This window comes from Halolamina salina (assembly GCF_054653455.1).
On record NZ_BAAIGE010000002.1, the window covers coordinates 2284354 to 2303298 of the forward strand.

The 18945-nt window shown below is 69.5% G+C and carries 26 protein-coding genes and 2 tRNA genes; 8 read left to right on the forward strand and 20 right to left on the reverse strand.

Translation table 11 applies throughout. The features are described from left to right. The first annotated feature begins 355 nt into the window (after positions 1-355). Positions 356-1264 (forward strand): acyltransferase, encoded by a 909-nt coding sequence (locus tag ACYQZ5_RS12205; protein WP_379731962.1) that lies wholly within the window; start codon positions 356-358, stop codon positions 1262-1264. Beyond that, positions 1261-1779, forward strand: a complete 519-nt coding sequence (locus ACYQZ5_RS12210) for an NUDIX domain-containing protein (protein ID WP_379731963.1) — start codon at positions 1261-1263, stop codon at positions 1777-1779. Before ACYQZ5_RS12205 ends, ACYQZ5_RS12210 begins: the two co-directional genes overlap by 4 nt. A gap of 165 nt (positions 1780-1944) precedes the next feature. Here ACYQZ5_RS12210 and ACYQZ5_RS12215 read toward each other — a convergent pair. Beyond that, positions 1945-2015 (reverse strand) — tRNA-Gly (locus tag ACYQZ5_RS12215). A 130-nt stretch (positions 2016-2145) separates the two neighbouring features. Here ACYQZ5_RS12215 and ACYQZ5_RS12220 point away from each other — a divergent pair. Further along, the gene (locus ACYQZ5_RS12220; protein WP_379731964.1) at positions 2146-2979 is read left to right on the forward strand and encodes an NAD+ synthase; all 834 of its coding nucleotides are present in this window, start codon (positions 2146-2148) and stop codon (positions 2977-2979) included. 79 nt (positions 2980-3058) lie between these two features. Here the strand turns inward: ACYQZ5_RS12220 and ACYQZ5_RS12225 are convergent, their stop codons facing one another. Continuing rightward, positions 3059-3781, reverse strand: a complete 723-nt coding sequence (locus ACYQZ5_RS12225; RefSeq protein WP_379731965.1) for a thioredoxin-like domain-containing protein — start codon at positions 3779-3781, stop codon at positions 3059-3061. Positions 3782-3926: 145 nt separating this feature from the next. Between ACYQZ5_RS12225 and ACYQZ5_RS12230 the strand changes: the two genes are divergently transcribed. From ACYQZ5_RS12230 to ACYQZ5_RS12240, 3 genes are all read left to right on the forward strand, one after another. After that, complete coding sequence (locus tag ACYQZ5_RS12230; protein WP_459846329.1) at positions 3927-4592, forward strand: DUF7114 family protein; 666 nt, start codon at positions 3927-3929, stop codon at positions 4590-4592. Positions 4593-4645: 53 nt separating this feature from the next. Continuing rightward, a tRNA-Thr gene (locus ACYQZ5_RS12235) sits at positions 4646-4717 on the forward strand. Between the two features lie 191 nt (positions 4718-4908). Then, on the forward strand, positions 4909-5508 hold the full coding sequence (locus ACYQZ5_RS12240) for a hypothetical protein (RefSeq protein WP_379732678.1): 600 nt from the start codon (positions 4909-4911) through the stop codon (positions 5506-5508). Here the strand turns inward: ACYQZ5_RS12240 and ACYQZ5_RS12245 are convergent. Further along, positions 5505-5873: a cupin domain-containing protein gene (locus ACYQZ5_RS12245; protein WP_379732677.1), complete on the reverse strand. Its 369-nt coding sequence runs from the start codon at positions 5871-5873 to the stop codon at positions 5505-5507. The genes ACYQZ5_RS12240 and ACYQZ5_RS12245 overlap by 4 nt on opposite strands. A gap of 42 nt (positions 5874-5915) precedes the next feature. Then, on the reverse strand, positions 5916-6527 hold the full coding sequence (locus ACYQZ5_RS12250) for a metal-dependent hydrolase (protein WP_459846332.1): 612 nt from the start codon (positions 6525-6527) through the stop codon (positions 5916-5918). Between the two features lie 216 nt (positions 6528-6743). On the opposite strand from ACYQZ5_RS12250, the gene ACYQZ5_RS12255 reads away from it, so the two are divergent. Further along, positions 6744-7382 (forward strand): DUF7384 family protein, encoded by a 639-nt coding sequence (locus ACYQZ5_RS12255; RefSeq protein ID WP_459846616.1) that lies wholly within the window; start codon positions 6744-6746, stop codon positions 7380-7382. 6 nt (positions 7383-7388) lie between these two features. Here ACYQZ5_RS12255 and ACYQZ5_RS12260 read toward each other — a convergent pair whose 3' ends face one another. The 10 genes from ACYQZ5_RS12260 to ACYQZ5_RS12305 all read right to left on the reverse strand — a co-directional run bounded on the left by ACYQZ5_RS12260 (position 7389) and on the right by ACYQZ5_RS12305 (position 14460). Beyond that, a complete protein-coding gene (locus ACYQZ5_RS12260; protein ID WP_379733002.1) occupies positions 7389-7859 on the reverse strand; it encodes a GNAT family N-acetyltransferase in 471 nt (156 codons plus the stop codon). A 109-nt stretch (positions 7860-7968) separates the two neighbouring features. Next, complete coding sequence (locus ACYQZ5_RS12265) at positions 7969-8595, reverse strand: non-canonical purine NTP pyrophosphatase (protein ID WP_379818483.1); 627 nt, start codon at positions 8593-8595, stop codon at positions 7969-7971. A gap of 135 nt (positions 8596-8730) precedes the next feature. Then, entirely contained in the window at positions 8731-9015 is a 285-nt protein-coding gene (locus ACYQZ5_RS12270) for a DUF5808 domain-containing protein (protein WP_379732268.1), read from the reverse strand. 49 nt (positions 9016-9064) lie between these two features. Next, positions 9065-10657: a bifunctional N(6)-L-threonylcarbamoyladenine synthase/serine/threonine protein kinase gene (locus ACYQZ5_RS12275; protein WP_379732267.1), complete on the reverse strand. Its 1593-nt coding sequence runs from the start codon at positions 10655-10657 to the stop codon at positions 9065-9067. A gap of 6 nt (positions 10658-10663) precedes the next feature. Then, on the reverse strand, positions 10664-10987 hold the full coding sequence (locus tag ACYQZ5_RS12280) for a 30S ribosomal protein S24e (RefSeq protein ID WP_379732266.1): 324 nt from the start codon (positions 10985-10987) through the stop codon (positions 10664-10666). A 553-nt stretch (positions 10988-11540) separates the two neighbouring features. Further along, on the reverse strand, positions 11541-12071 hold the full coding sequence (locus ACYQZ5_RS12285; RefSeq protein ID WP_379732231.1) for a GTP-dependent dephospho-CoA kinase family protein: 531 nt from the start codon (positions 12069-12071) through the stop codon (positions 11541-11543). Position 12072: 1 nt separating this feature from the next. Continuing rightward, on the reverse strand, positions 12073-12270 hold the full coding sequence (spt4, locus tag ACYQZ5_RS12290; protein WP_049979771.1) for a transcription elongation factor subunit Spt4: 198 nt from the start codon (positions 12268-12270) through the stop codon (positions 12073-12075). Next, the gene (locus tag ACYQZ5_RS12295) at positions 12271-12837 is read right to left on the reverse strand and encodes a DNA-directed RNA polymerase (RefSeq protein WP_379732230.1); all 567 of its coding nucleotides are present in this window, start codon (positions 12835-12837) and stop codon (positions 12271-12273) included. A 1-nt stretch (position 12838) separates the two neighbouring features. Then, a complete protein-coding gene (locus ACYQZ5_RS12300; protein ID WP_459846336.1) occupies positions 12839-13225 on the reverse strand; it encodes a PIN domain-containing protein in 387 nt (128 codons plus the stop codon). Continuing rightward, a complete protein-coding gene (locus ACYQZ5_RS12305; protein WP_459846338.1) occupies positions 13222-14460 on the reverse strand; it encodes a translation initiation factor IF-2 subunit gamma in 1239 nt (412 codons plus the stop codon). The genes ACYQZ5_RS12300 and ACYQZ5_RS12305 overlap by 4 nt, the downstream gene beginning before the upstream one ends. A 131-nt stretch (positions 14461-14591) precedes the next feature. Between ACYQZ5_RS12305 and ACYQZ5_RS12310 the strand changes: the two genes are divergently transcribed. Beyond that, on the forward strand, positions 14592-15545 hold the full coding sequence (locus ACYQZ5_RS12310) for a DUF5787 family protein (RefSeq protein ID WP_379818485.1): 954 nt from the start codon (positions 14592-14594) through the stop codon (positions 15543-15545). A 7-nt stretch (positions 15546-15552) separates the two neighbouring features. Here ACYQZ5_RS12310 and ACYQZ5_RS12315 read toward each other — a convergent pair whose 3' ends face one another. The 6 genes from ACYQZ5_RS12315 to ACYQZ5_RS12340 form a co-directional block, all read right to left on the reverse strand. After that, positions 15553-16374 (reverse strand): MBL fold metallo-hydrolase, encoded by an 822-nt coding sequence (locus ACYQZ5_RS12315; protein WP_379732705.1) that lies wholly within the window; start codon positions 16372-16374, stop codon positions 15553-15555. 27 nt (positions 16375-16401) lie between these two features. Continuing rightward, complete coding sequence (locus tag ACYQZ5_RS12320) at positions 16402-17250, reverse strand: arginase family protein (protein ID WP_379818486.1); 849 nt, start codon at positions 17248-17250, stop codon at positions 16402-16404. Beyond that, positions 17250-17624, reverse strand: coding sequence for a translation initiation factor IF-5A (locus tag ACYQZ5_RS12325; protein ID WP_379732985.1), 375 nt, complete (start codon positions 17622-17624; stop codon positions 17250-17252). The genes ACYQZ5_RS12320 and ACYQZ5_RS12325 overlap by 1 nt, the downstream gene beginning before the upstream one ends. 75 nt (positions 17625-17699) lie before the next feature. Further along, a complete protein-coding gene (locus tag ACYQZ5_RS12330) occupies positions 17700-18242 on the reverse strand; it encodes a DUF7504 family protein (protein ID WP_459846341.1) in 543 nt (180 codons plus the stop codon). Next, positions 18232-18621 (reverse strand): hypothetical protein, encoded by a 390-nt coding sequence (locus tag ACYQZ5_RS12335; RefSeq protein WP_379733312.1) that lies wholly within the window; start codon positions 18619-18621, stop codon positions 18232-18234. The genes ACYQZ5_RS12330 and ACYQZ5_RS12335 overlap by 11 nt, the downstream gene beginning before the upstream one ends. Continuing rightward, the gene (locus ACYQZ5_RS12340) at positions 18618-18905 is read right to left on the reverse strand and encodes a hypothetical protein (RefSeq protein ID WP_459846343.1); all 288 of its coding nucleotides are present in this window, start codon (positions 18903-18905) and stop codon (positions 18618-18620) included. The genes ACYQZ5_RS12335 and ACYQZ5_RS12340 overlap by 4 nt, the downstream gene beginning before the upstream one ends. Positions 18906-18945 lie beyond the last annotated feature (40 nt).

The window sequence follows — 18945 nt, forward strand, 5'->3', positions numbered from 1 at the left end:
CGCGCTTCGCGCCAACAGCGACTGCAGTGCGGTGGCAGTGGACGCCGCGGGCCGGCACCGGTCGCCGGCCCGCGGGGGAGGGGTGGGGACTCGGCGCTGCGCCGTCGACGAGAGCCGCAGGCTCTCGTCTGCCAATCAGAAATCTTCGATTTCTGATGATGGGCTTCATGCCCGGCGCACTGCGGTCACAAGTGGTCTACGAACGAGGCGCTGTCGCGGTCGCTGTCCGAGTAGCCAACGATCGAGCCACTGTTTGCAGTATCGGCCACGACTCCCACAGGTCATACCCATAACCGGACGTGCATCACGTGCGGACACCCGAACCCATTTGGCCGCGCCACTCCACCCTCCGGACATGACCAAACGGCACGCCTCGCTCCCGCCGGACGCCGAGGCCGGGGTGGACGCCTTCATCGAGGAGGTCGACGAACGGCTCTCCTCCGACGAGGACACCTGCGACGTGGTGCAGGACACGCTGGTCGACCTGTTCGGCGACCGCGACGCCTACGAGCGCTGGCAGGACGGCGGCGACGTGACGCCAGCGGAGCGCGTGCGCCTGCAGGGGTACGACCCGTGCAACGCGACGCTGGAGTCGGAGTACTACGCCGAGAAGGACGAGGACCGGTTCCAGCGCTCGAAACACCTCCAGTGGCTCTGGCGGCAGTTCGACGCGACGCCGATGGCCGACAACATCGAGTTCGCGCTGCGGTTCCGGCAGATGCTCGCGGAACACCTGTTCGAGGAGGTCGGCGAGGACTGCCGCTTCTTCAAGGGGATCACGTTCACCTACGGCCACAACATCACCGTCGGCGACAACGTGGTCGTCCACGACGACGTCCATCTCGACGACCGCGGCGCGCTGGAGATCGGCGACCGCGTCTCGATCTCGGACTCCGCGCACGTGCTCTCCCACGACCACGACATCGTCGACCAGACCGAGGTGAAGAACTACCGGACGATCATCGAGGACGACGCCCGGCTCACCTACGACACGCTCGTCCGCGCCGGCTCGAAGCTCGGCGAGAACTCCGTCGTCGGCGCGAAGGCCGTCGTCGACGGCGACGTGCCCGCCCACCACGTCGCTGTCGGCCAGCCCGCGAAATCCGTTCGCGTGAAGCCGGGCTGGGAGTCCGAAGCCGCGCCCGTCGAGGACCGGCTCGACCGGAACAAGGAGGAGCGACGGATCGAGTACGACCTCCCCGAGGATCTCGAGGTGTTCGACGAGTTCGAGCGCGATCTGAACCCGCCGGATACCGAGGAATGAGCGAAGACGGCCGAGAACCGTTCGTCGGCAAGATCACCCAGAAAGCGATCCTGTTCGGTCCGGACGGCGACGTACTGGTGACTGGAAGTGACGAGACCCCCGAGCCACCGGGCGGAACTTTCGAGTTCGGCGAGACTCTGGTCGACGGTCTCCGGCGAGAACTCCAAGAGGAACTGGGTATCGACGCCAGAGTCGGACCTCCAGTTGAAACCCTGTACGGCGGCTGGGCGGACGACTCCGGCACGCCGATGGTGGCGCTCGTCTACCGCTGTGAAACCGACGAGCGCGAGGTGACGCTGAACGAAGAGCACGAATTCGCGAGATGGGTCGCACCCGAGGAAGCCGCCCAACGGTTCGGAGCAGTCATCGGCCGACTCGAACAAGCAGTGAGACGCGCAGAGAAAATCGAGAATTCGGGGCCGTTTACGGCCGTCGCTGATCCCTACGCTGACAGCGACACGACAAGCGAGGAAGTAGTCGCCGCGTTGGAAGCCGCCCGAACCGACGACGGTTAGAGCCGGCTGTACGCCCAGCCGTTCGTCCGAAGCCGCGTCAAAACGACGCAAGTGAAGGCCGAACAGTTCGTCCCGTGACACAGAAGCGCCGTCCGGGAGTCTCGCGAGCGAACGCAGTGAGCGAGTGAGACTACGGACGGCGCACGAACGACCGAAGGGAGAGAGTGCGCCGTCCGGGAATTGAACCCGGGCCGGTAGCTTGGGAAGCTACTGTCCTACCACTGGACCAACGGCGCTCTGTTTCGAGGAACGCCAGCCTCCGGTAAGTCGGTTTCGGATTCCGCCACCCCCTACCGAAACCGGACGCGCGTCCACCTCCCGGGATCGGGGAGTGCCTATTTGTCACCCGCGGCAGAACGATCGCCCATGCCCGAAGACGTCCTCACGGAGAACGCACCGCTGGACATCCGTTTCTCGGAGGCAGAGCTCGAAACCGCCCGCGAGGAGATCGTCTCGTTCATCCGGGACACCGTCGACGCCGCCGGCGCCGAGGGCGCCGTGCTCGGCCTCTCGGGCGGAATCGACTCGACGCTGACCGCCTACCTCGCCGTCGAGGCGCTTGGCGAGGACGGCCTCCACGGGCTCACCATGCCCGCACGGGTCAGCGACGAGGAGCTGATGAGCGACGCCGAGGCGGTCGCGGAGTCGCTCGGCATCCCCTACGACGTGATCGAGATCGAGCCGATCGCCGAGACGTTCGACGAAGCCTACCCCGAGGGGATCGAGGACAAGACCGCCGCGGGGAACGTCCGCGTTCGGACGCGTGCAGTGCTGAATTACTACGTCGCCAACACGGAGAACCGCATCGTCCTCGGGACGGGCAACCGCAGCGAGGCGATGACCGGCTACTTCACGAAGTACGGTGATCAGGCCGTCGACTGCAACCCCATCGGCGACCTGTACAAGCAGCAGGTCCGCCAGCTGGCCGCGCACGTCGGCGTCCCCCACGAACTGGTGATGCAGACGCCCACCGCCGAGATGTGGGAGGGCCAGACCGACGAGGAGGAGATGGGGCTGAACTACGACCACCTGGACGCCGTGCTCGCGCTGCACGTCGACGGCCCGCTGTCGAAGGCCGCGACGGTGCGCTACGTCGACGGCGTCACCGAGGAGCACGTCGAACGCGTCGAGGAGTTGGTCGAGGGGAGCGCACACAAGCGCTCGATGCCGCCGTCGCCCGAACTCTCCGTGCGGGAGTGAAACCAGTCACAGCGCGCGACCTGTCGCGGCCTCCGTGCCGCGACGACAGAGCGAATGCCGTGACTGTGTAGCGCCCAGTCTACCGCACCGGATTTTCCGGCCCGCGACCGAGGTACTCCGCGGCGAACGCCTGCACCGCCTCGGCGTCGTAGTCGTCGATCACGAGGCGGTGGGTCCACGCCGTCAGCACGTAGTCGCCGCGAGGGTTCTCGTTGGGGTTCGGCGCGACGATGACGCTCTGCCACTGCCCGTCCTTGTTCGCGGCCCACGCCCGGAGGCTGGCCTCCGCCTCGTCGGAGAGGTTCGCCTCGTCGTAGTAGATCACGACCGCGCCGTGTTCCAGCGAGTGGACCAACTCCTCCATCCGGGGCGTCTCGGTGTAGAAGCCCGCCGACACCCAGTCGCTGGAGTGCGGTCCCGAAAGCGGCGGGACGGTGTCGTAGTCGATGTTGCCCGAGCGGTGGTCACGCCCCTGACTCTCGAACGTCTCGGCCTGCGAGATCCACTCGTCGGCGCCGCGGTTCGGCAGCGGCTCGTCCTCCATCCCCGCCGGCTCGGCGTCGAGATCCGTGCCGCCGCCCCCGCCGCTGAGGAAGAAGAACCAGATCGCGACGACGAACACCACCAGCACCGCGGCGCCCGACAGGAGGCCCACGATCGGGAGTCCCTCGTCGTCGCCCCCGGCAGCCTCGACCCGGCGTTGGTCTATCGGTCCGAGCTCCTCGGCGTGCTCGTCGCCGAGATGTTCGAGGTAGGCCGCCTCGTCGTCGAAGGCCGCCCCGCAGTACTCACACTCGACCATACACCCTACACCGCCCCCGGCGCCCATAACCCTTCGCTATCGGGTGGTCGCGGCGGATCGACGAACCGGCGCTGCTGGCCGTCGCTCGTCGCGCTTTCGGGGGCTTTCCAAAGGCATTTGCCTCCGCCGCGACTTACCCTAGACGATGGACGACGCCGCCGTGGCCCGCCGTTCGGCCCGGGACGCGCTGGGGGAGATCGAGCCCGTGCCCCTCCGGGAGACGCTCGACCAGCGACTGGAAGCGGCGTCGATGGTCCCAGGGGCGCTGACGCTGTCGACCGCCCGGGCGTTCGACGAGAGCGTCGACGTGACCGAGCTGGGCGAACTCGCCGCCGGCGTGCAGTTGATCTACGAGGGACTCTCGCTCACCCGACAGCTGGCCCACGAGGAGCCGTGGGCGATCGACCCGGAGAACGACATCGAGGCGGACCTCTCGGTCGTCGCCGCCGACGTGCTCGTCTCCCGGGGGTTCTCGCTGCTCGCCCGGACGCCCGCGGCCGACCGCGCGGTCGAGACGGTCCGGGCGTTCGGCCGCGACCAGACCGACCGCGAGCGGACCGACAACCCCGCGGCGATCGACCGGAACCTCGAGGCCGACGTGTTCGAACTCGCGGTCGTCGCCGGCGTCGCCGCCGTCGACGGCACCGCCTCCGAGGAGCTGCTGGGGTTCGCGGCGGAGCTGGCCCGCTCCTACGAGGGGGCGCTCCCGGCGGCGCCGGAGCTGCTCGCCGAGCCGACGCGGGATCGACTCGCCGGCTTCTCCGACGGCTACGTCGGCTCGGCGACCCGGAGCGCGGGAACGGATCCCTGAGCCGGGGCGAATCGAAATCCCTATACACGGAACCGCAGTACGAGGAGGTGCGCGCCTGGGTAGCTTAGCGGTAAAGCGCGTCCTTGGTAAGGACGAGAGCCCGGGTTCAAATCCCGGCCTAGGCTTTCTGTGAGGAACAACGTGACGAGCGAAAGCCGTAGCCGGGATTTGCGCCAGTCAGTCGCAGCGCGAGCGGAGCGAGCGACCGTCTGACGCTGTTCAAATCCCGGCCGAGGCTTCTTCCGAAACTCCACCCAACGAGCGACGGCCACGCCGTGACGAAACGCCTTTTTCGCACCGTCCCACCCCCACGCGTATGGCCCTCGCCGACACCGTCTCCACCGTCTTCGCCCCCGAACTGTTCGTCCTCCTCGCGACCCTACTCCTCGTCGGCTACGAGCGACGCAACGCTCTCGACGCGAAACCGCTCGCCGCACGCTTGGGCATCGTCGCCGGCGCGTGGGTCCTCGCGTTCGCCGTCTATCAGGGCGGCCCGGCAGCCCTCGGCACCGGTGTCCCGGGCGGCGACGACTTCTTCGCCGCGCTCGGCCTGATCGTCGCGTTCGCCGGAATCGCCCTCGCGTGGCGGCAGTTCGACTGGGGTGCGCTCGTCCCGCCGTACGCCGTGCTCCTGATCGCCACCTCAGTTCTCCACCTCGTGGTCGTCCCGCTGTGGGACGCGTCGAGTCACGTCATCTACGCCGCCGTGCCCGCGGGTGCGCTGGTCGCCGCCGACCGCCGATTTGCGCCGCTACTTCTCGTGGCACCGCTGCTCGTCTGGAGTCGCGTCGCGACCGGTGCCCACACCGTCGGGGAAGCGGTGGGTGGGCTACTCGTCGCTGGGGTCGTGCTCACCGGCGCGTTCGCGCTGGACCGACTGCCCGGCGAGGACGGTCCCGAGATCGACCCGCTCTAATCCTCCAGCGTCTGGACCTCTCGCTTCCGGTCCTCGGCGTCGGCGTCGCCCGTGTTCTCGGTGCCGGCAGGCTCGAACAGGACGACCTTCGCCAGCCCGTCGGCGACCGGGCGGTGTTCGACGCCCGCCGGGACGACCCCGAGCTCGCCGTCCGAGAGCTGCTGGTCGGGCTCGCCTTCGAGTTCGAGGGTCAGATCGCCCTCGATCACCCAGAACAGTTCGTCGGCGTCGGGGTGGCTGTGCCAGACGAACGCCCCCTCGAGCTTGGCGGCTTTCAGCTCCTGCCCGTTGAGCGACGCGAGCAGCCGCGGCGCCCATCGCTCCTCGAACGCGTCGAACGCCTCGTCGATGTCGACTGTCTCCATGGCCGATCGCGGGGACGCCGGAGCGAAAAGCGCGTCGCCCGGTCAGCGCAGGTCCTCGATCAGCGAGTCCGGGATCCGGTCGACCGTCTCCTCGGGCAGCGCGTCGACCGCCCGCTCCCCCCAGTCGACGATTCGGCGCCGGAGGAACGCGTAGACCAGCCCGACGGCGACCGTTCCGACGACGATCGCGTCGAACACGCCGTCGTACGCCGCCAGCGCGAGCAGCCCGAGTCCGAGCGTCGCCACGGCGTCCTCGGGGGCGCCGTCGTACCGGACCCAGCGACGCGGCCGCCACCACTCGCGGTGGTAGTGGCTGTACACCGCGCGGTCGCCGCGCTGCTCCCACGGCCGGAGTTCGAGATCGCCGCCGAGTACGTCCGTCAGGGAGTGAGCCGCCGCGGCGGCGAGAAACAGCGCGGCGCCGACGCTCCACGGGGACGGCACGAGGACGGCAGCGACGCCGACCGCCGCGGCGGCCAGCGTGTAGTACACGGGGAAGTGGAGCGTGCGGCGGTGCTGCCCGGGCATGTCGAGGTCCGGGAACACGCCGCCAGAAAAGCCCGCGACGGCGGCGGCGACGGCGAACTCCGGCGCGGCCAGCGCCACCGGCACCGAGAGGAGCAGCCCCGCCAGCGCGTGGGTCGTGGCCATCATTCGCCGGAGATAGGCGCCAGTCGCGGATAACGCTCACGCCGAGTGGGGAAAGACGACGACGCCCGGCCCCGTCACCGGGGGCGGGGAAATCGACGGGCGGGCGTCGTCGGTGGGAGTCGTGTCGGGCACACTGCGAGGATGGGAACTGTAGGTGTGCGCCCGTCCCCATACAGCGATCGAGTGAACTTAAACCCGCGTCAGACGCGCGAACGCTCGATCGGCCCGGAGGTCGCGTCGGCCGCTCACGCCGCCCGAGCCGCAACACCGATACGGCCGTCGGCCGACCACGGCGTATGCCCGAACGATGGGAGTCGCTGTTCGCCCGCGCCAGCGAGTACGAGGCGGACCAGCCGGCCGTCAGGGACGCGCTCGCGGAGGTCAGGGATGAGTGAGCCCTCGCCGGCCCGCATCGTCGCCGACAGCGACGTGCTCGCGGCAGATCTGCTGGTCGGCGGCGACGCACGAGAGTGTCTCGACCACGTCCGGAGCCACTCGTGGCTCACGCTGGTCGCCAGCGACCCGCTGCTCGACGACGCCGAGGCGGTGATCGAGCGCCTCGCCGACGCCGACCTCGCGGCGGACTGGCGCGGTCGGATCGCGGAGCTTCGCGAACCGGTCGAGCAGCCCGCGGGGGATCACCCCGCGCTGGCGTCGGCGTACCACGGCGGCGCGATGCACGTCCTCTCCTTCGACGACCGACTCACCGGGGCGAAGGGGAACACGATGGTCCGTGACCGCGTCGAAACGGCGGTCCGGACGCCGGACGCGTTCGCGACGCTGTTCGATCCCGAGAAGCTCTACCCCGAAGTGGTCGGCGGCGAGTATCCGGGCCCGGACCGGGACCCGCGGACCTGATCCGGATTACTCCAGCGGCTTACGCATGGTGTACCGCTTCACGTCGTACGAACGCTCCTCGTAGAGCGCCTGTGCCGACTCGTTCCACGCGTCGACGGTGAGCGTCACGTGGGCACAGTCCCGCTTCTCGCCCCACGACTCGGCGGCCGCCATCAGCTCGTCGGCGACCCCCTCACGGCGGAACGTCGGCCGGACGTAGATCTCGTTGACGTGGGCGGTGTCGTCGTGGGCGAACACGGGCGGGGCCTCCTGCACCTCAGCGGAGACGAAACCGGCCAGCTCGCCGTCGACGACCGCCACGCGGTCGATGCGATCCTCGTCGGTCAGGCGCTCGCGGCGGAACTCGATCACGCCCTCGCGGTACTCGTCGGCGAGGGCGTGGTAGGGGTCGTGTTCGGCCATCTCCCGACAGAACGGTACCCAGAGCTCGTCGACGAACGCGGGGACTTCCGAGTCGTGGAGCGGGCGGATCTCCATGCGGGCACGGCGTCGGCGTCAGTCAAAAATCGGTCGACACGGCGTGTCTGCCCGTATAGCGTCGCGATTCCCGGTTACCGCTCGGCGTGCCACAGCCTCACGCTGGACACTACCGCTCGGCGTGCCACTCCGCGAACTTCGCGAGCGCCCGCCCGCGGTGAGAGATGGCGTTCTTCTCGGCCTCGTCCATCTCCGCGAACGTGGTCCCCTCGTGCTCGAAGATCGGATCGAAGCCGAACCCGCCCTCGCCGCGCGGTTCGACCAGCGTCCCCCGAACGCGGCCCTCGAACAGCTTCACGGGCAGCGCCTCCGCCTCGTCGTCTGCGTCCGGCCCCGCAGCGGCGGCGGCGACGCGGTCGTCCTTGTCCACGGGGTCGGGCGAGGCGTCGAACCCCTCGCCGTCGCAGTACGCCAGCACGCAGCGGAACGACGCCGCGCGGTCCTCCTCCTCGCGGGCGAGTTCCCACGTTCGCTCGACGCCGATCGTCTCCTCGGCGTAGGAAGAGTAGGGGCCGGGGAAGCCGTCGAGCGCGCGAACGAACAGCCCGGCGTCGTCGACGAGCGTCGGCTCGCCGGCGTGGCGGTACGCCTCCCGGGCGCCGCGGGCGGCGATCGTCCCGAGGTCGTCGCTCTGGATCTCGGTGTAGTCGTAGTCGAGCTGGGCGATCGAGTCGTCGCCGAGGTACTCCTCGGCCTCGCGGACTTTCCCGGGGTTGGTGGTGACGTAGCGCAGCATCTACCGGACCGTCGGCGCGGCTCCGAAAAGGGTTCGCGGTTCCGGACCGGCTGGATCAGTCGCTCGCTGCGGCCGGTAACGTTCCGGCGCCGGGCAGATCAGTCGGACACCGCGGCTGACAGCGTGCCGCGGTGATCAGTCGTCGTCGACGATGACTTCGACCGGCTCCTCCTCGTCCATCTCGTCGCCGCCCTGCTGGCTCTCCTGCCACCACAGGCCCAGCGCGACGGCGGCCACGACCCACGAGCGCCAGTTGGCGAGGTTGAGCGTGTAGCCGACGCCGAACGGCTGTTCGACGAACATCCCCTCGTCGGGCTGCCAGTGGCTCGACAGCAGCCGACCGATACTCGGCTCCTCGAAGTTGTACGGAATGCCGAACAGCTCGCCGGACTCGGGCTTGCCGCTCTCGTTGTCTGCCATGGGCGAACCGTGGACCGGCGGCGATAAATCGTTTTGGACCGCGCGCCGGCTACTGATAGCGGCCGCGCCCGCGGATCTCCGCGAGACGTTCCAGCACCGCTTCGTCGCCGACCGCGGCGTAGCCGTCCTCGAACGCCCGACAGAGCGGCGCCGGCTCGGCAGCCGTGCCCTCGACGGAGCCCTCGAAGACGTGGAGGTCCATCGCGTGATCCTCGGGGTGGCCGGAGTGATACCCCAGCCCGAAGTCGATCAGGAACAGCCGATCGCCGACGCGGACGTTCTTCGTCGTCGGGTCGCCGTGGACCAGCTCCCGCCCGTGCAGCCGGGCGAGGTGTTCGCCGAGGGTCCGCGCCCGCTCGGTCGTGAGCGCGTCCGCGAGGTCCGTGTCGCCGACGTGCTGGAGTCGAAGGGTCGCTTCGGGCACGTCCACGTCGTGGACCAGCGGCGTCGGCACGCCCGCCTTGCGCGCCTCACTGAGCAGTCGTGCTTCGAGGACGGTCCGGTCCCGGCGGAGGTTCGCGTCGAGGTCGGGGTGGCGGTACGCCTTGGGGATCCGGCGTTTCACCACCACGCCGTCCTGCACATCGACGACGGCCTCCGCGCCGCGTCGGGGGTCGGTGAGGCCCGAGGGGTCGTCCGCGGTCGCGCCGTGGCCCACCGCCACGGACTCGTTCTCGCGCCACGTCACTGGCACCTCGTCCGGGCGGAAGTCCGGGTCGATCGCGCTGTCTTCGATCTCGATCGTGTCGCCGGCGGCGGCCATCTCCGCGCCGAGGACCGCGATCATCCCCGCGTTGTCCCGGAGGAAGCGCGGTTCGGGCGCGTAGAACTCCGCGCCGCGCTGCTCGCACATCTCGGCGAGCATCTCCCGCAGGCGGTCGTTCTGCCCGACGCCGCCGCCGAGTACGAGTTCGTCGCTCCCCGTCAGCGAGAGCGCGCGCTCGCTGACCTCCGTCAGCATCGCGAAGATGTGCTCCTGCAGCGAGAAACAGACGTCCTCGACGGCCGCCCCCTCGTCGACGGCGTCCTTCGCGGCGCTCATCAGCCCCGAGAAGGAGAAGTCCATCCCCTTGACGACGTAGGGGAGGTCGACGTACTCGCCGTCCTTCGCCGCTTCCTCGACCTTGGGGCCGCCGGGGTGGCTCCAGCCGAGATGGCGCGTGAACTTGTCGATCGCGTTGCCGACGCCGGTGTCCATCGTCTCGCCCAGCACGCGGTAGCGGCCGTCGTGGAAGCCGAGCAGGTGGGCGTTCGCGCCCGAGGCGTTGAGACAGACCGGCGAGTCGAAGTCGGCCTCGTGGCGCCCGATCTCGAGGTGGGCGACCATGTGGTTCACGCCGACCAACGGGACGTCGAGTGTGCCGGCGAGCGCCCGCGCGGCGGTGCCGGCGACGCGCAGACACGGCCCCAGTCCGGGACCCTGCGAGAACGCAACCGCGTCGATCTCCCCGTCGGCGTGATCGAGCGCGGTTTCGATCACCCGCGGGATGGCGTCGCCCATGTGTTCGGCGGCCTCGCGCGGGTGAATGCCGCCGCTCTCCGGTTCGTAGGCGTCGGACTCGATGAAGGTTTCGTCGGTGGCGGTGTCGTGGACGGCGGCGCTCGCACACCACGCCGTGCCCTCGACACCCAGAACGCGCATCCGGCGTTACTCGGCGTCCGCGGCGGCTTCCTCGGCGTCGCCCTCGGTGTCGGCCTCGATCTTGTTCCGCTCGAGCATGTGGTCCTGCTCGACGTCGCGGGCGTCGTCGGCCGACTCGTACACCTTCGCGTCGCCGATCGTCTTCCGCATGCCGAACTTCGTGTCCAGCTTCCGGATCACGACCTCGTCCGAGCCCTTGTCGAGCGTCGCCGCGAGGCTGTCACGGACCTGCAGGCGCGAGGGCGTGGCCTCCTCGTGGGTGAGCTCGAAGCGGACGTCGGTACGGTGCAACATCGGGTTCTCGGTCTCGTCGACGATTTCGATCTCCATGGTCAGTTGCCCGAAGATGCGCCGGAAAACGGCAAAAGGATTTCGAAGGGCTACTGTCGCTCTGGTCGGTGGTTGGTGGGTGTCGACCCGTGGGTGGCGGGGTTTCGGTGGTTACGGTGGTAGATCGGACTACGGCGCCGACTACAGTTCGATCGTTGGTCACTGAGACAGCACCCGCAACAGCATCTCGTTCGTAGACCACTTGCGACCGCAGGGTGCCGGGCACAAGGCCCGTCATCAGAAATCGGAGATTTCTGATTGGCAGACGAGAGCTTCGCTCTCGTCGACGGCCGCGAGACGTCCACCGCCACCGCACCGCTGCGGCGGTCGGCGCGCGACGTGAGCGCGTCGGCGCGAACGAGCGCGCGAGGGATGAGCGAGGCCGAAGGCCGAGCGAGTCGGCTGGGGAGGTCTGTGGGCTGTGCGGGGCGGCGCGGTCACAAGGTGCCAACGATCGAGCTGCTGGTGCTGTCGTGGTCACCACTCCAGTCGCAGCCACCACCAGCATCGAGAAATGCGCCTCGAGAAGCAAACACCCACAGAAACCCCGAATCTACACACCCAGCGTCGCCAACGCCGCGTCCGCGTCGCCGTCGAACCGCACCAGCAGGTCGCGCATCTCCGCCCGCGCGGCCTCCGTCACCTCGATCAGCACCATCCCCTCGCCGGGCTGGCCGTAGACGACGCTCCCACCCAGCGGCGCCGCCAGCACCGCGGGGAGCGTCGCGAGGTCCTCCTCGCCCTCGACGACCAGCAGCGTGTCGGGTTCGGCCTCGACGGCCTCCCGGAGCGCGAGCAGCAGTTCCCGGGAGAGCTCCGCGGGCTCGTTCACCACTTCGGTCCGGTGCTCGCCGGCGTCCGTGAGCGCCTCGCGGACCTCCTCGGGGATCGCGGCGCGCTCGGTCAGCCCGTCGATCACCGAGACGTGTGGCTCGTGACCCGCCTGCCGGAGGTGGTAGGTGACCATGTCGCCGACGGCGATGATCGGCTCCTCGGCCTCGGCGAGCAGCGCCTCCACGTCGGTAAACAGCGGGCCGAACGGCTCCTTGAACGCCTCGCGAAGCTCGGGCGGCAGCGTGAGCACGTTAGCGGACCTTCAGCGCGTAGCTCCCCGGCTCGGTGACCTCCATCTCGTCGGCCACGTCGCTCTCCTCGGGGTGGTTGATGATCACGTAGCCCGCCCAGTCCTCGGTGAGGCTGGAGGATCCACAGTAGTCACAGCTCTGGCTGTCCGGGTCGTTGACGTAGTGACACTCCCGGCACGCCAGTCGCGGGTCGGCCATCTACGCTTCCTCCTCCTGCCGTTGCTCGTACTCCTCGGCCAGCCACTCGTGCTTGCCGAGCCCGGGCTGTTTGGCCGTCAGGCCGATCTTGGAGTCCCGGGGGTTGCGCTCGTCGATGCTCTTGGTGACGATCCGGACGCGCACGGCGTCGTCGACGCCGAGAGTCTTGTCCGTGTCCGAGGAGGCGAGCTGTTGGTTCTCGCCGTCGTACGCCAGATACTCGTTGGAGATCTGGGAGACGTGGAGCAGGCCGTCGATCGGGCCGATCCCGACGAACGCGCCGAACTCCACGACCTCGACGACCGTGCCGTCGACGACCTCCTGCATGTCCGGGTCGTAGGTGATGGCGTCGAACTCCGCCTCGTAGTAGACGCCCGGCCGGTTGGGCAACACGGCGCCGTCGCCGATGTCGTGCACCTCGACGACGCTCACGACGCTACCCACGTCCTCGTCCATCCGTCCCTCGAGCTTGTCCTGGAGCAGGGCTTTCACCCGCTCCTCCGTCACGTCGGCGAGGTTCCGCGGCGGCACCTCGACCGTGTCCTTGAGTCGTACCCGTTTGTACATGCTAGGTTTCAGTTATCTCCAGTGTGTTCCGCCCCCTTAAACCGATTACGTCAACGCCCGCGTCGAGCAGGCGATCGCGAAGCGGGCGGTCGTTGGTCACCGCGTACACGTCGCCGTCGGCCGCTTTCGCGGCCGCGACGACGGCGTCGTCCGCGTACGGTTCCTCCGTCTCCACGATCCGACAGCGGTCGGCCAGATCGCGGCCGACCGCAGCGGCGGTGCCTTCCTTCCCGTTGCCGTCGCGGAGTTTCTCCAGCTCCGCGACGACCGCTCGGGGGGTGACAGCCTCGTACTCCCCGAGCAGCCGGTCGAGTTCGTCGAACACGCGCACGTCGAGTTCGACCGGCATCATCAGGGCGTTGGTGTCCAGCACCGCCGTCGTCCTCATTCCTTCAGGGTGCCGATGCCGATGAGCCGCCAGCGCGCGCCCACGCGGCGGTTGATCGCGATCTTCGCCCCGGCCTCCGCACAGACGGGGCGCTTGAGCGACACCTCACACTCGCCGCCGCGGGCGCTGGTGACGGCGCCGACGGTGGTGGCGGTGCCGACGGTGAGCATCAGCGGCTCGCCCGTCGAGATCTCCTCGACCTCCTCCTCGTCCTCGCCGACGACGCGGTCGAGCAGTTCGACGTCCATCTCGAACCCCTCGACGGTCGGGGGGAGCGTGCCGGGTTCGCCGGCGACCTGCCCCGCGAGCGCGTCGCCCTTCGTGTAGGAGGGGTCGAGCCCGGTACCGACGCCGAGCAGGCCGCCCGGCGTCGCCTCCTCGACGGGGTTGCCGCCGGCCTGGATCGAGCGCACGGTGGTCGTCATGGGCCGCCACTCGCTCTCGCCGCCCTCCTCGACCTCGCGGCCGGGGCGGAGTTCGATCTCGTCGTCCTCGCGCAGAGTGCCCTGTGCGAGCGAGCCACCGACGACGCCGCCGAGCAGCGAGTCGGCGGTCGTCCCCGGCTTGTTGATGTCGAAGCTCCGTGCCACTAACATCCGGGAGTCGGCGGTGGGGTCGCGCTCGGGCGTCGGGATCTCGCGCTCGATCGCGTCGATCAGCAGGTCGATGTTGACCTCCTGCTGGGCGCTGATCGGGACGACCGGCGCGTCCTCGGCGACGGTGCCCTCGACGAACTCCTGAATCTGCCGGTAGTTCTCTCGCGCCCGTTCGCCGTCGACCAGGTCGACCTTGTTCTGGGCGATGACGACGTTCTCGATGCCGATGATGTCCAGCGCCATGAGGTGCTCCTCGGTCTGGGCCTGGGGCACGTCCTCGGTGGCGCTGACCACCAAGACGGCGCCGTCCATGATCGCCGCGCCGGCGAGCATCGTCGCCATCAGGGTTTCGTGCCCCGGCGCGTCGACGAACGACACGTCGCGGACGATCTCGGTGTCGACGTCGTGCTCGTCGCAGTGCTCCTCGACCGTGTAGCACTCGGGCTTCTCCTCCTCGGGGCACCGACGCAGCGTCGCGTCGGCGTACCCCAGTCGGATGGAGATACCCCGCTTCATCTCCTCGCTGTGCTTGTCGGTCCACGAACCGCTCAGCGCCTGCACGAGCGTGGTCTTCCCGTGGTCGACGTGGCCGACCAGTCCGATGTTCACCTCCGGTTGTGTTGAGTTCTCCGTCACCATATGACCTCCTGAGAGGAATTCTACCCTAAATTCACCCCGAGCGACTGATAAAGGTGCTGTTCTCCGGGCCTCGCGGCGGCCGCGTCGGTCGGAGAGACGCGCTTTTGTCCGCCGCCCGCCCACGGCCGTCCGTGGAGGTCGCCTTCGAACTCGCGCTGTCGGCCCGCCTCGAAGCCGCGACCGACTGGATCGTCGCCCGCCAACTGGGCGCCGCCGTCGAGACCCCCGGCGCCCGCGTGATGGACACCGTCGGCATCGTCCCCACCGACGCGGTGACGGACCGCGCCGCCGTCACCAGCGAGACGATCCCCCCGCTCGCGATCGAGGGCGAGGTCGGCGCCGGCGAGGCGGTGCCCGTCACCGAGGCGCTCGACTGCGGCCCCGAACGCGCCGCGGCCATCGCCGAGCGTGCCGCCGAACTGGGCTTCTTCGAGCGCGAGCGCCGCGGCGGGCGCACGTACGTCCGACAGACGGCGCGCTACCCCGACTGGATCGACCGACTCGTCGGGGTCGAGAACAAGCCCGATCTCGGCCGCCCGGGCGACCTCGACTTCCAACTCCGGTTCGACGTCGAACTCGCGCTGTTCGACGAGGTGTGGCTCGCGACCGAGAGCTACGTCACCGGCGCCCACCTGAACCGAATCCCCGACCCCGTGGGCGTCTGGCGATTTGACCCCGAGACGGGCGAGCGTGAGACGATCCGCGAGGCGTCGCCGCTTCCCGTCGACGAGCCGGGCGTCGAACTCCGCGCCGAAGAACCGCTCCGGACCGACGTAGCGATCGTCGACGCCGACGCGAAGGCCCGCCAGCGCCGCCGGATCGCCGAGCGCGCGTGGGGGAAGGGGTGGCGGCCCGAATCGTTCCCGGGCTGTACGCGGTGCTCGGCGACGGAGGCGGGCGTTCCGTACTGCTCGTTCCACGACCGCCCGGTCGCGCCGTCGATGGACTGCGGCGCCGACTGTCCGGGGTACGAACCCGGGGAGGAGCCGGCGGTCGATCCCGACGAACTGCGCGACGAGCGGAGCCACTGGGTCCGCGATCCCTCGGGCGTCGGCCGCGAGCAGGCGGGACTGGATCAGTTCTAACGGTCGTTCACAGTTCGTACACCTCGCCGTCGACGGCCAGCGGCTCCTCGAACGCCTCCTCGGGCGGGTAGTAGTGCGCGAGGTGGACGAGCCGCGTTTCGTCGGCGTTCAGGTCCTCGCCGAGTTGGATCGCCCCCTCGCGGGTCATGTGCTTCGTACCGAACGTCATCGGCACGTCGTCCACGAAGTCCGAGCCGCCCATGGGGTGTTTCGGCGCCAGCGACGCCGGCACGATCGCGTCGGCCAGCAGGAGATCCGGGTCCCGGAGCGCGTCGCGACTCTCCTCGGGGATGTCGTAGCTCGTGTCGCCCGACAGCGAGAGCTTTGCGCCCGTCTCCGGGTCCTCGACGGCCAGCCCGTAGCACGCCATCGGGGGGTGTTCGACGGGAACGAGCGTGAGTTCGAACCCGCAGACCGAGAAGGTGGAGAAAGGCTCCTGTCCGAAGACCTCGACCACGTCGAGGTAGTCGTAGCGCTCCCGGATCGAGTCGGCGACGCTCTCGCCGGTGAACGGGTCGACCTCGCTGGCGGCGTGGACGGGCAGATCGTCGAGCAGGCGATAGAAGTTCCCCAGTCCGTCGAGGTGATCGAAGTGGATGTGGGTGACGACGGCGGCGTCGGGGAGGGCCGCGCCCGTGGCCTCGAACTGCGAGCGGAAATCGGGCGAAGCGTCGATTAGGAGACACTCGCCGGTACGCTCGTTCTCGACGTGGACCGAGAACCGCGAGCGCTCGACCCCGCGCTCGCGGGCGCGCTCACAGGTCGCACAGTCACAGCCGACCGTCGGGGTGCCGGTGGTGTCGCCGGTGCCGAGGAGGGTGACGCGCATTCACGTCGAGAGCGGCGGGCCGAGAACTTAGTGGTCCGGGTCGGCGTGGGCGAAGACGAACTCCTTGAGCAGTTTGCCCGCCAACGCCGCGGCCTGTCCGTCGTCGCGGTCGTTCACCTCGACGGCGTCGAAGCCGACGGCGTTCGGTGCGACCTGCCGAACCACGTCCCGAATCTCCCGCGCTGAAAGCCCGAACGGCTCCATCGTCCCCGTCCCGGGTGCGACCGAGGGGTCCGCGGCGTCGATGTCCACCGAGAGGTAGACCGACTCCTCAGCGAGGTCGGGCGTCCACTCGCTCACGTCTTCGGGCGGCACGACCGTCACGTCGTCGCGCTCGGCGCGCTCCCACTCGGCCTCGGAGCCGGTGCGGGCACCGAGGATCACCGCACGGTCAGCGATCCCGTCGATCGTCGCGAGCGGTTCGTCCTCGGGGTCGCCGTCGAGCGCGCGTCGCGTGACGGCCGCGTGGCTCCACGGATTGCCGTCGTACGCCTCGCGGAGGTCGAGGTGGGCGTCGAGGACGACCAGCACGTCGGGGTCGGTCGCGCGGACGCCCGCGGCGGTGACCGTGTGCTCGCCGCCGAGCAGCAGCGGCGTCACGTCGTCGCGAACGAGATCGGCGAGGCTGCCGCCGAGGAACTCGAGGTACTCGGGGGCGTCGTCCCACGCCCGCACGTCGCCGGCGTCGTGGACGCCCAACTCGGAGAACTGCTGGTCGGTGCGGCGGTCGTAGTCGTCGTAGGACGCGGCGAACCGCCGGATCTGTTCCGGGCCGAACCGGGCTCCCGGCTGGAACGTCGTCGAGACGTCGAGCGGGGCGCCGACGACCGCGTAGTCGGCGTGCTCGCGCTCGGCGACGGCGCCGGGGAACCCCATCACACGATCTTCCGCTGGCCCTCGTACTCGAGGTACTCGATCTCGTCGTCCGGCTCGAGCTCCTCGTCCTCGGGGACGCGCATCGTGAACGTCTCGTAGGTGTCGAGGTCCATGATCTGGGCGTCGTTGCCCTCGACGGAGACGACCTGCCCGCCCTTGCGCTCGACGATCGGGACCCAGATCTTCGCGTCGACGGGCTGGGAGAGGCTCCGCTTCTTCCCGTCGAACACGCCCTCGCCCTCGACGCGGGCCTTCGCGCTGCCGTGCTTGCCCGGCTTGGCCGTGCTGTAGTGGTTGATCTCGCAGGGGGCGTCGTCCATCATCACGTAGCTCCCCTCCTGCAGTTCACGCACCTGCTTCTGCTCTTTCGCCATGCTTGCGGATTCCCGGGTGAGCGGTATAAACCTCTTGGAACGGGCCGGGAGGCGCCGTGGACGCGGTTCGGCCGATCAGTCGAGTTCGATCGATCGGTCGTGGAGTCCCTGGAAGCGCGCGAGCGTCTCCGAGGTGAGCACCCCCGGATCGACGCCGGTGACGTGCCGGAACTGTCGCTCCCGGGCGCGGCCGACGAGGTGGGAGAACAGGCGGTAGAGCTTCCCCTCCTCGTTGTACATCAACAGCGTCCCCAGCCCGTCGACGACGACCCAGCCCGCTCCCTCGCGCAGGTAGCGCTCGCCGCGGGAGAACTGGATGCTGATCCCCGTCAAGTCCGACGGCGACACCCGCTCGGCGACCCAACAGGGGCCGCCGTAGCGCACCGGCGACGCCGACACCGGGACGATCCCGACGTCCGCGGGATCGCCGCCGCCGGCCCTGACCGCCTCCTCGACGCGTCCGGGCGCGTCGACGGTGACGACGAGCAGGTTCTCGTAGGCGGCCGGGGGCAGGTGCTCGACCGCCGACATCCGGCTCGAAAGTCGGGCCAACGCCGCCTCGCCGGGCGCGAGATCGAACTCCGGGTCGGCGGGGCTGCCGTACTCGCTACTCGCCATCGTCCTCCTCCGTGGCAGCCGCGAACCCGCCCCCGGTCGTGTCGTGGGCGTCGCCGAACCCGGACGCGCGGCTCGGCGTCGTGTCGTCGTCCGTCCCGAACCCCGTCTCCCCGGGGCGGACGAACTCCCGCGCGAACAGCCAGACGGCCAGCGCGAGCGCGAGACACGAGAGGAAGTAGATCCCCTCGGCGGCGACCGGGCGTCCAAGCGCCTGTTCGACCAGCGATCCGACCGTGAACACGAGCGTCGACGCCGCCAGCGCCACGATAGCCTCGGTGTGCAGCACCGACCGGGAGTAGGCGACGACCGGGTAGAGGATCGCCAACGAGATCGTGACCAGCACGACGGTCTGGACCGTCAACAGGGCGTGGCTGGTCATAGCGCCCTCCGCCCGCTCAGGAGCAGGATCGCCTGCAGCGCGGTCCACGCCATCAGGACGACGGCGAGCGTGCCGAAGGCGCGGCTGGCGGTGGTCGCCGCGGCGGGGGCGACCACCTTGGTCGCCGCGATCGCGAGGTACGCGACGGTGATCGGGACGAGCGGGCGGACGACCCGTCCGAACGGCGTCCCGCGGAAGCCGCGCGCGGCGACGGCGGTGAACGGTAGCGTCGCCGACAGCACGACGACTTGCCCGAGCCGGAACAGTTCGACGAGCGCTGGCACACGGGCTTTCTGGACCGTGTGGCAGTTAGCCTTTGGGACC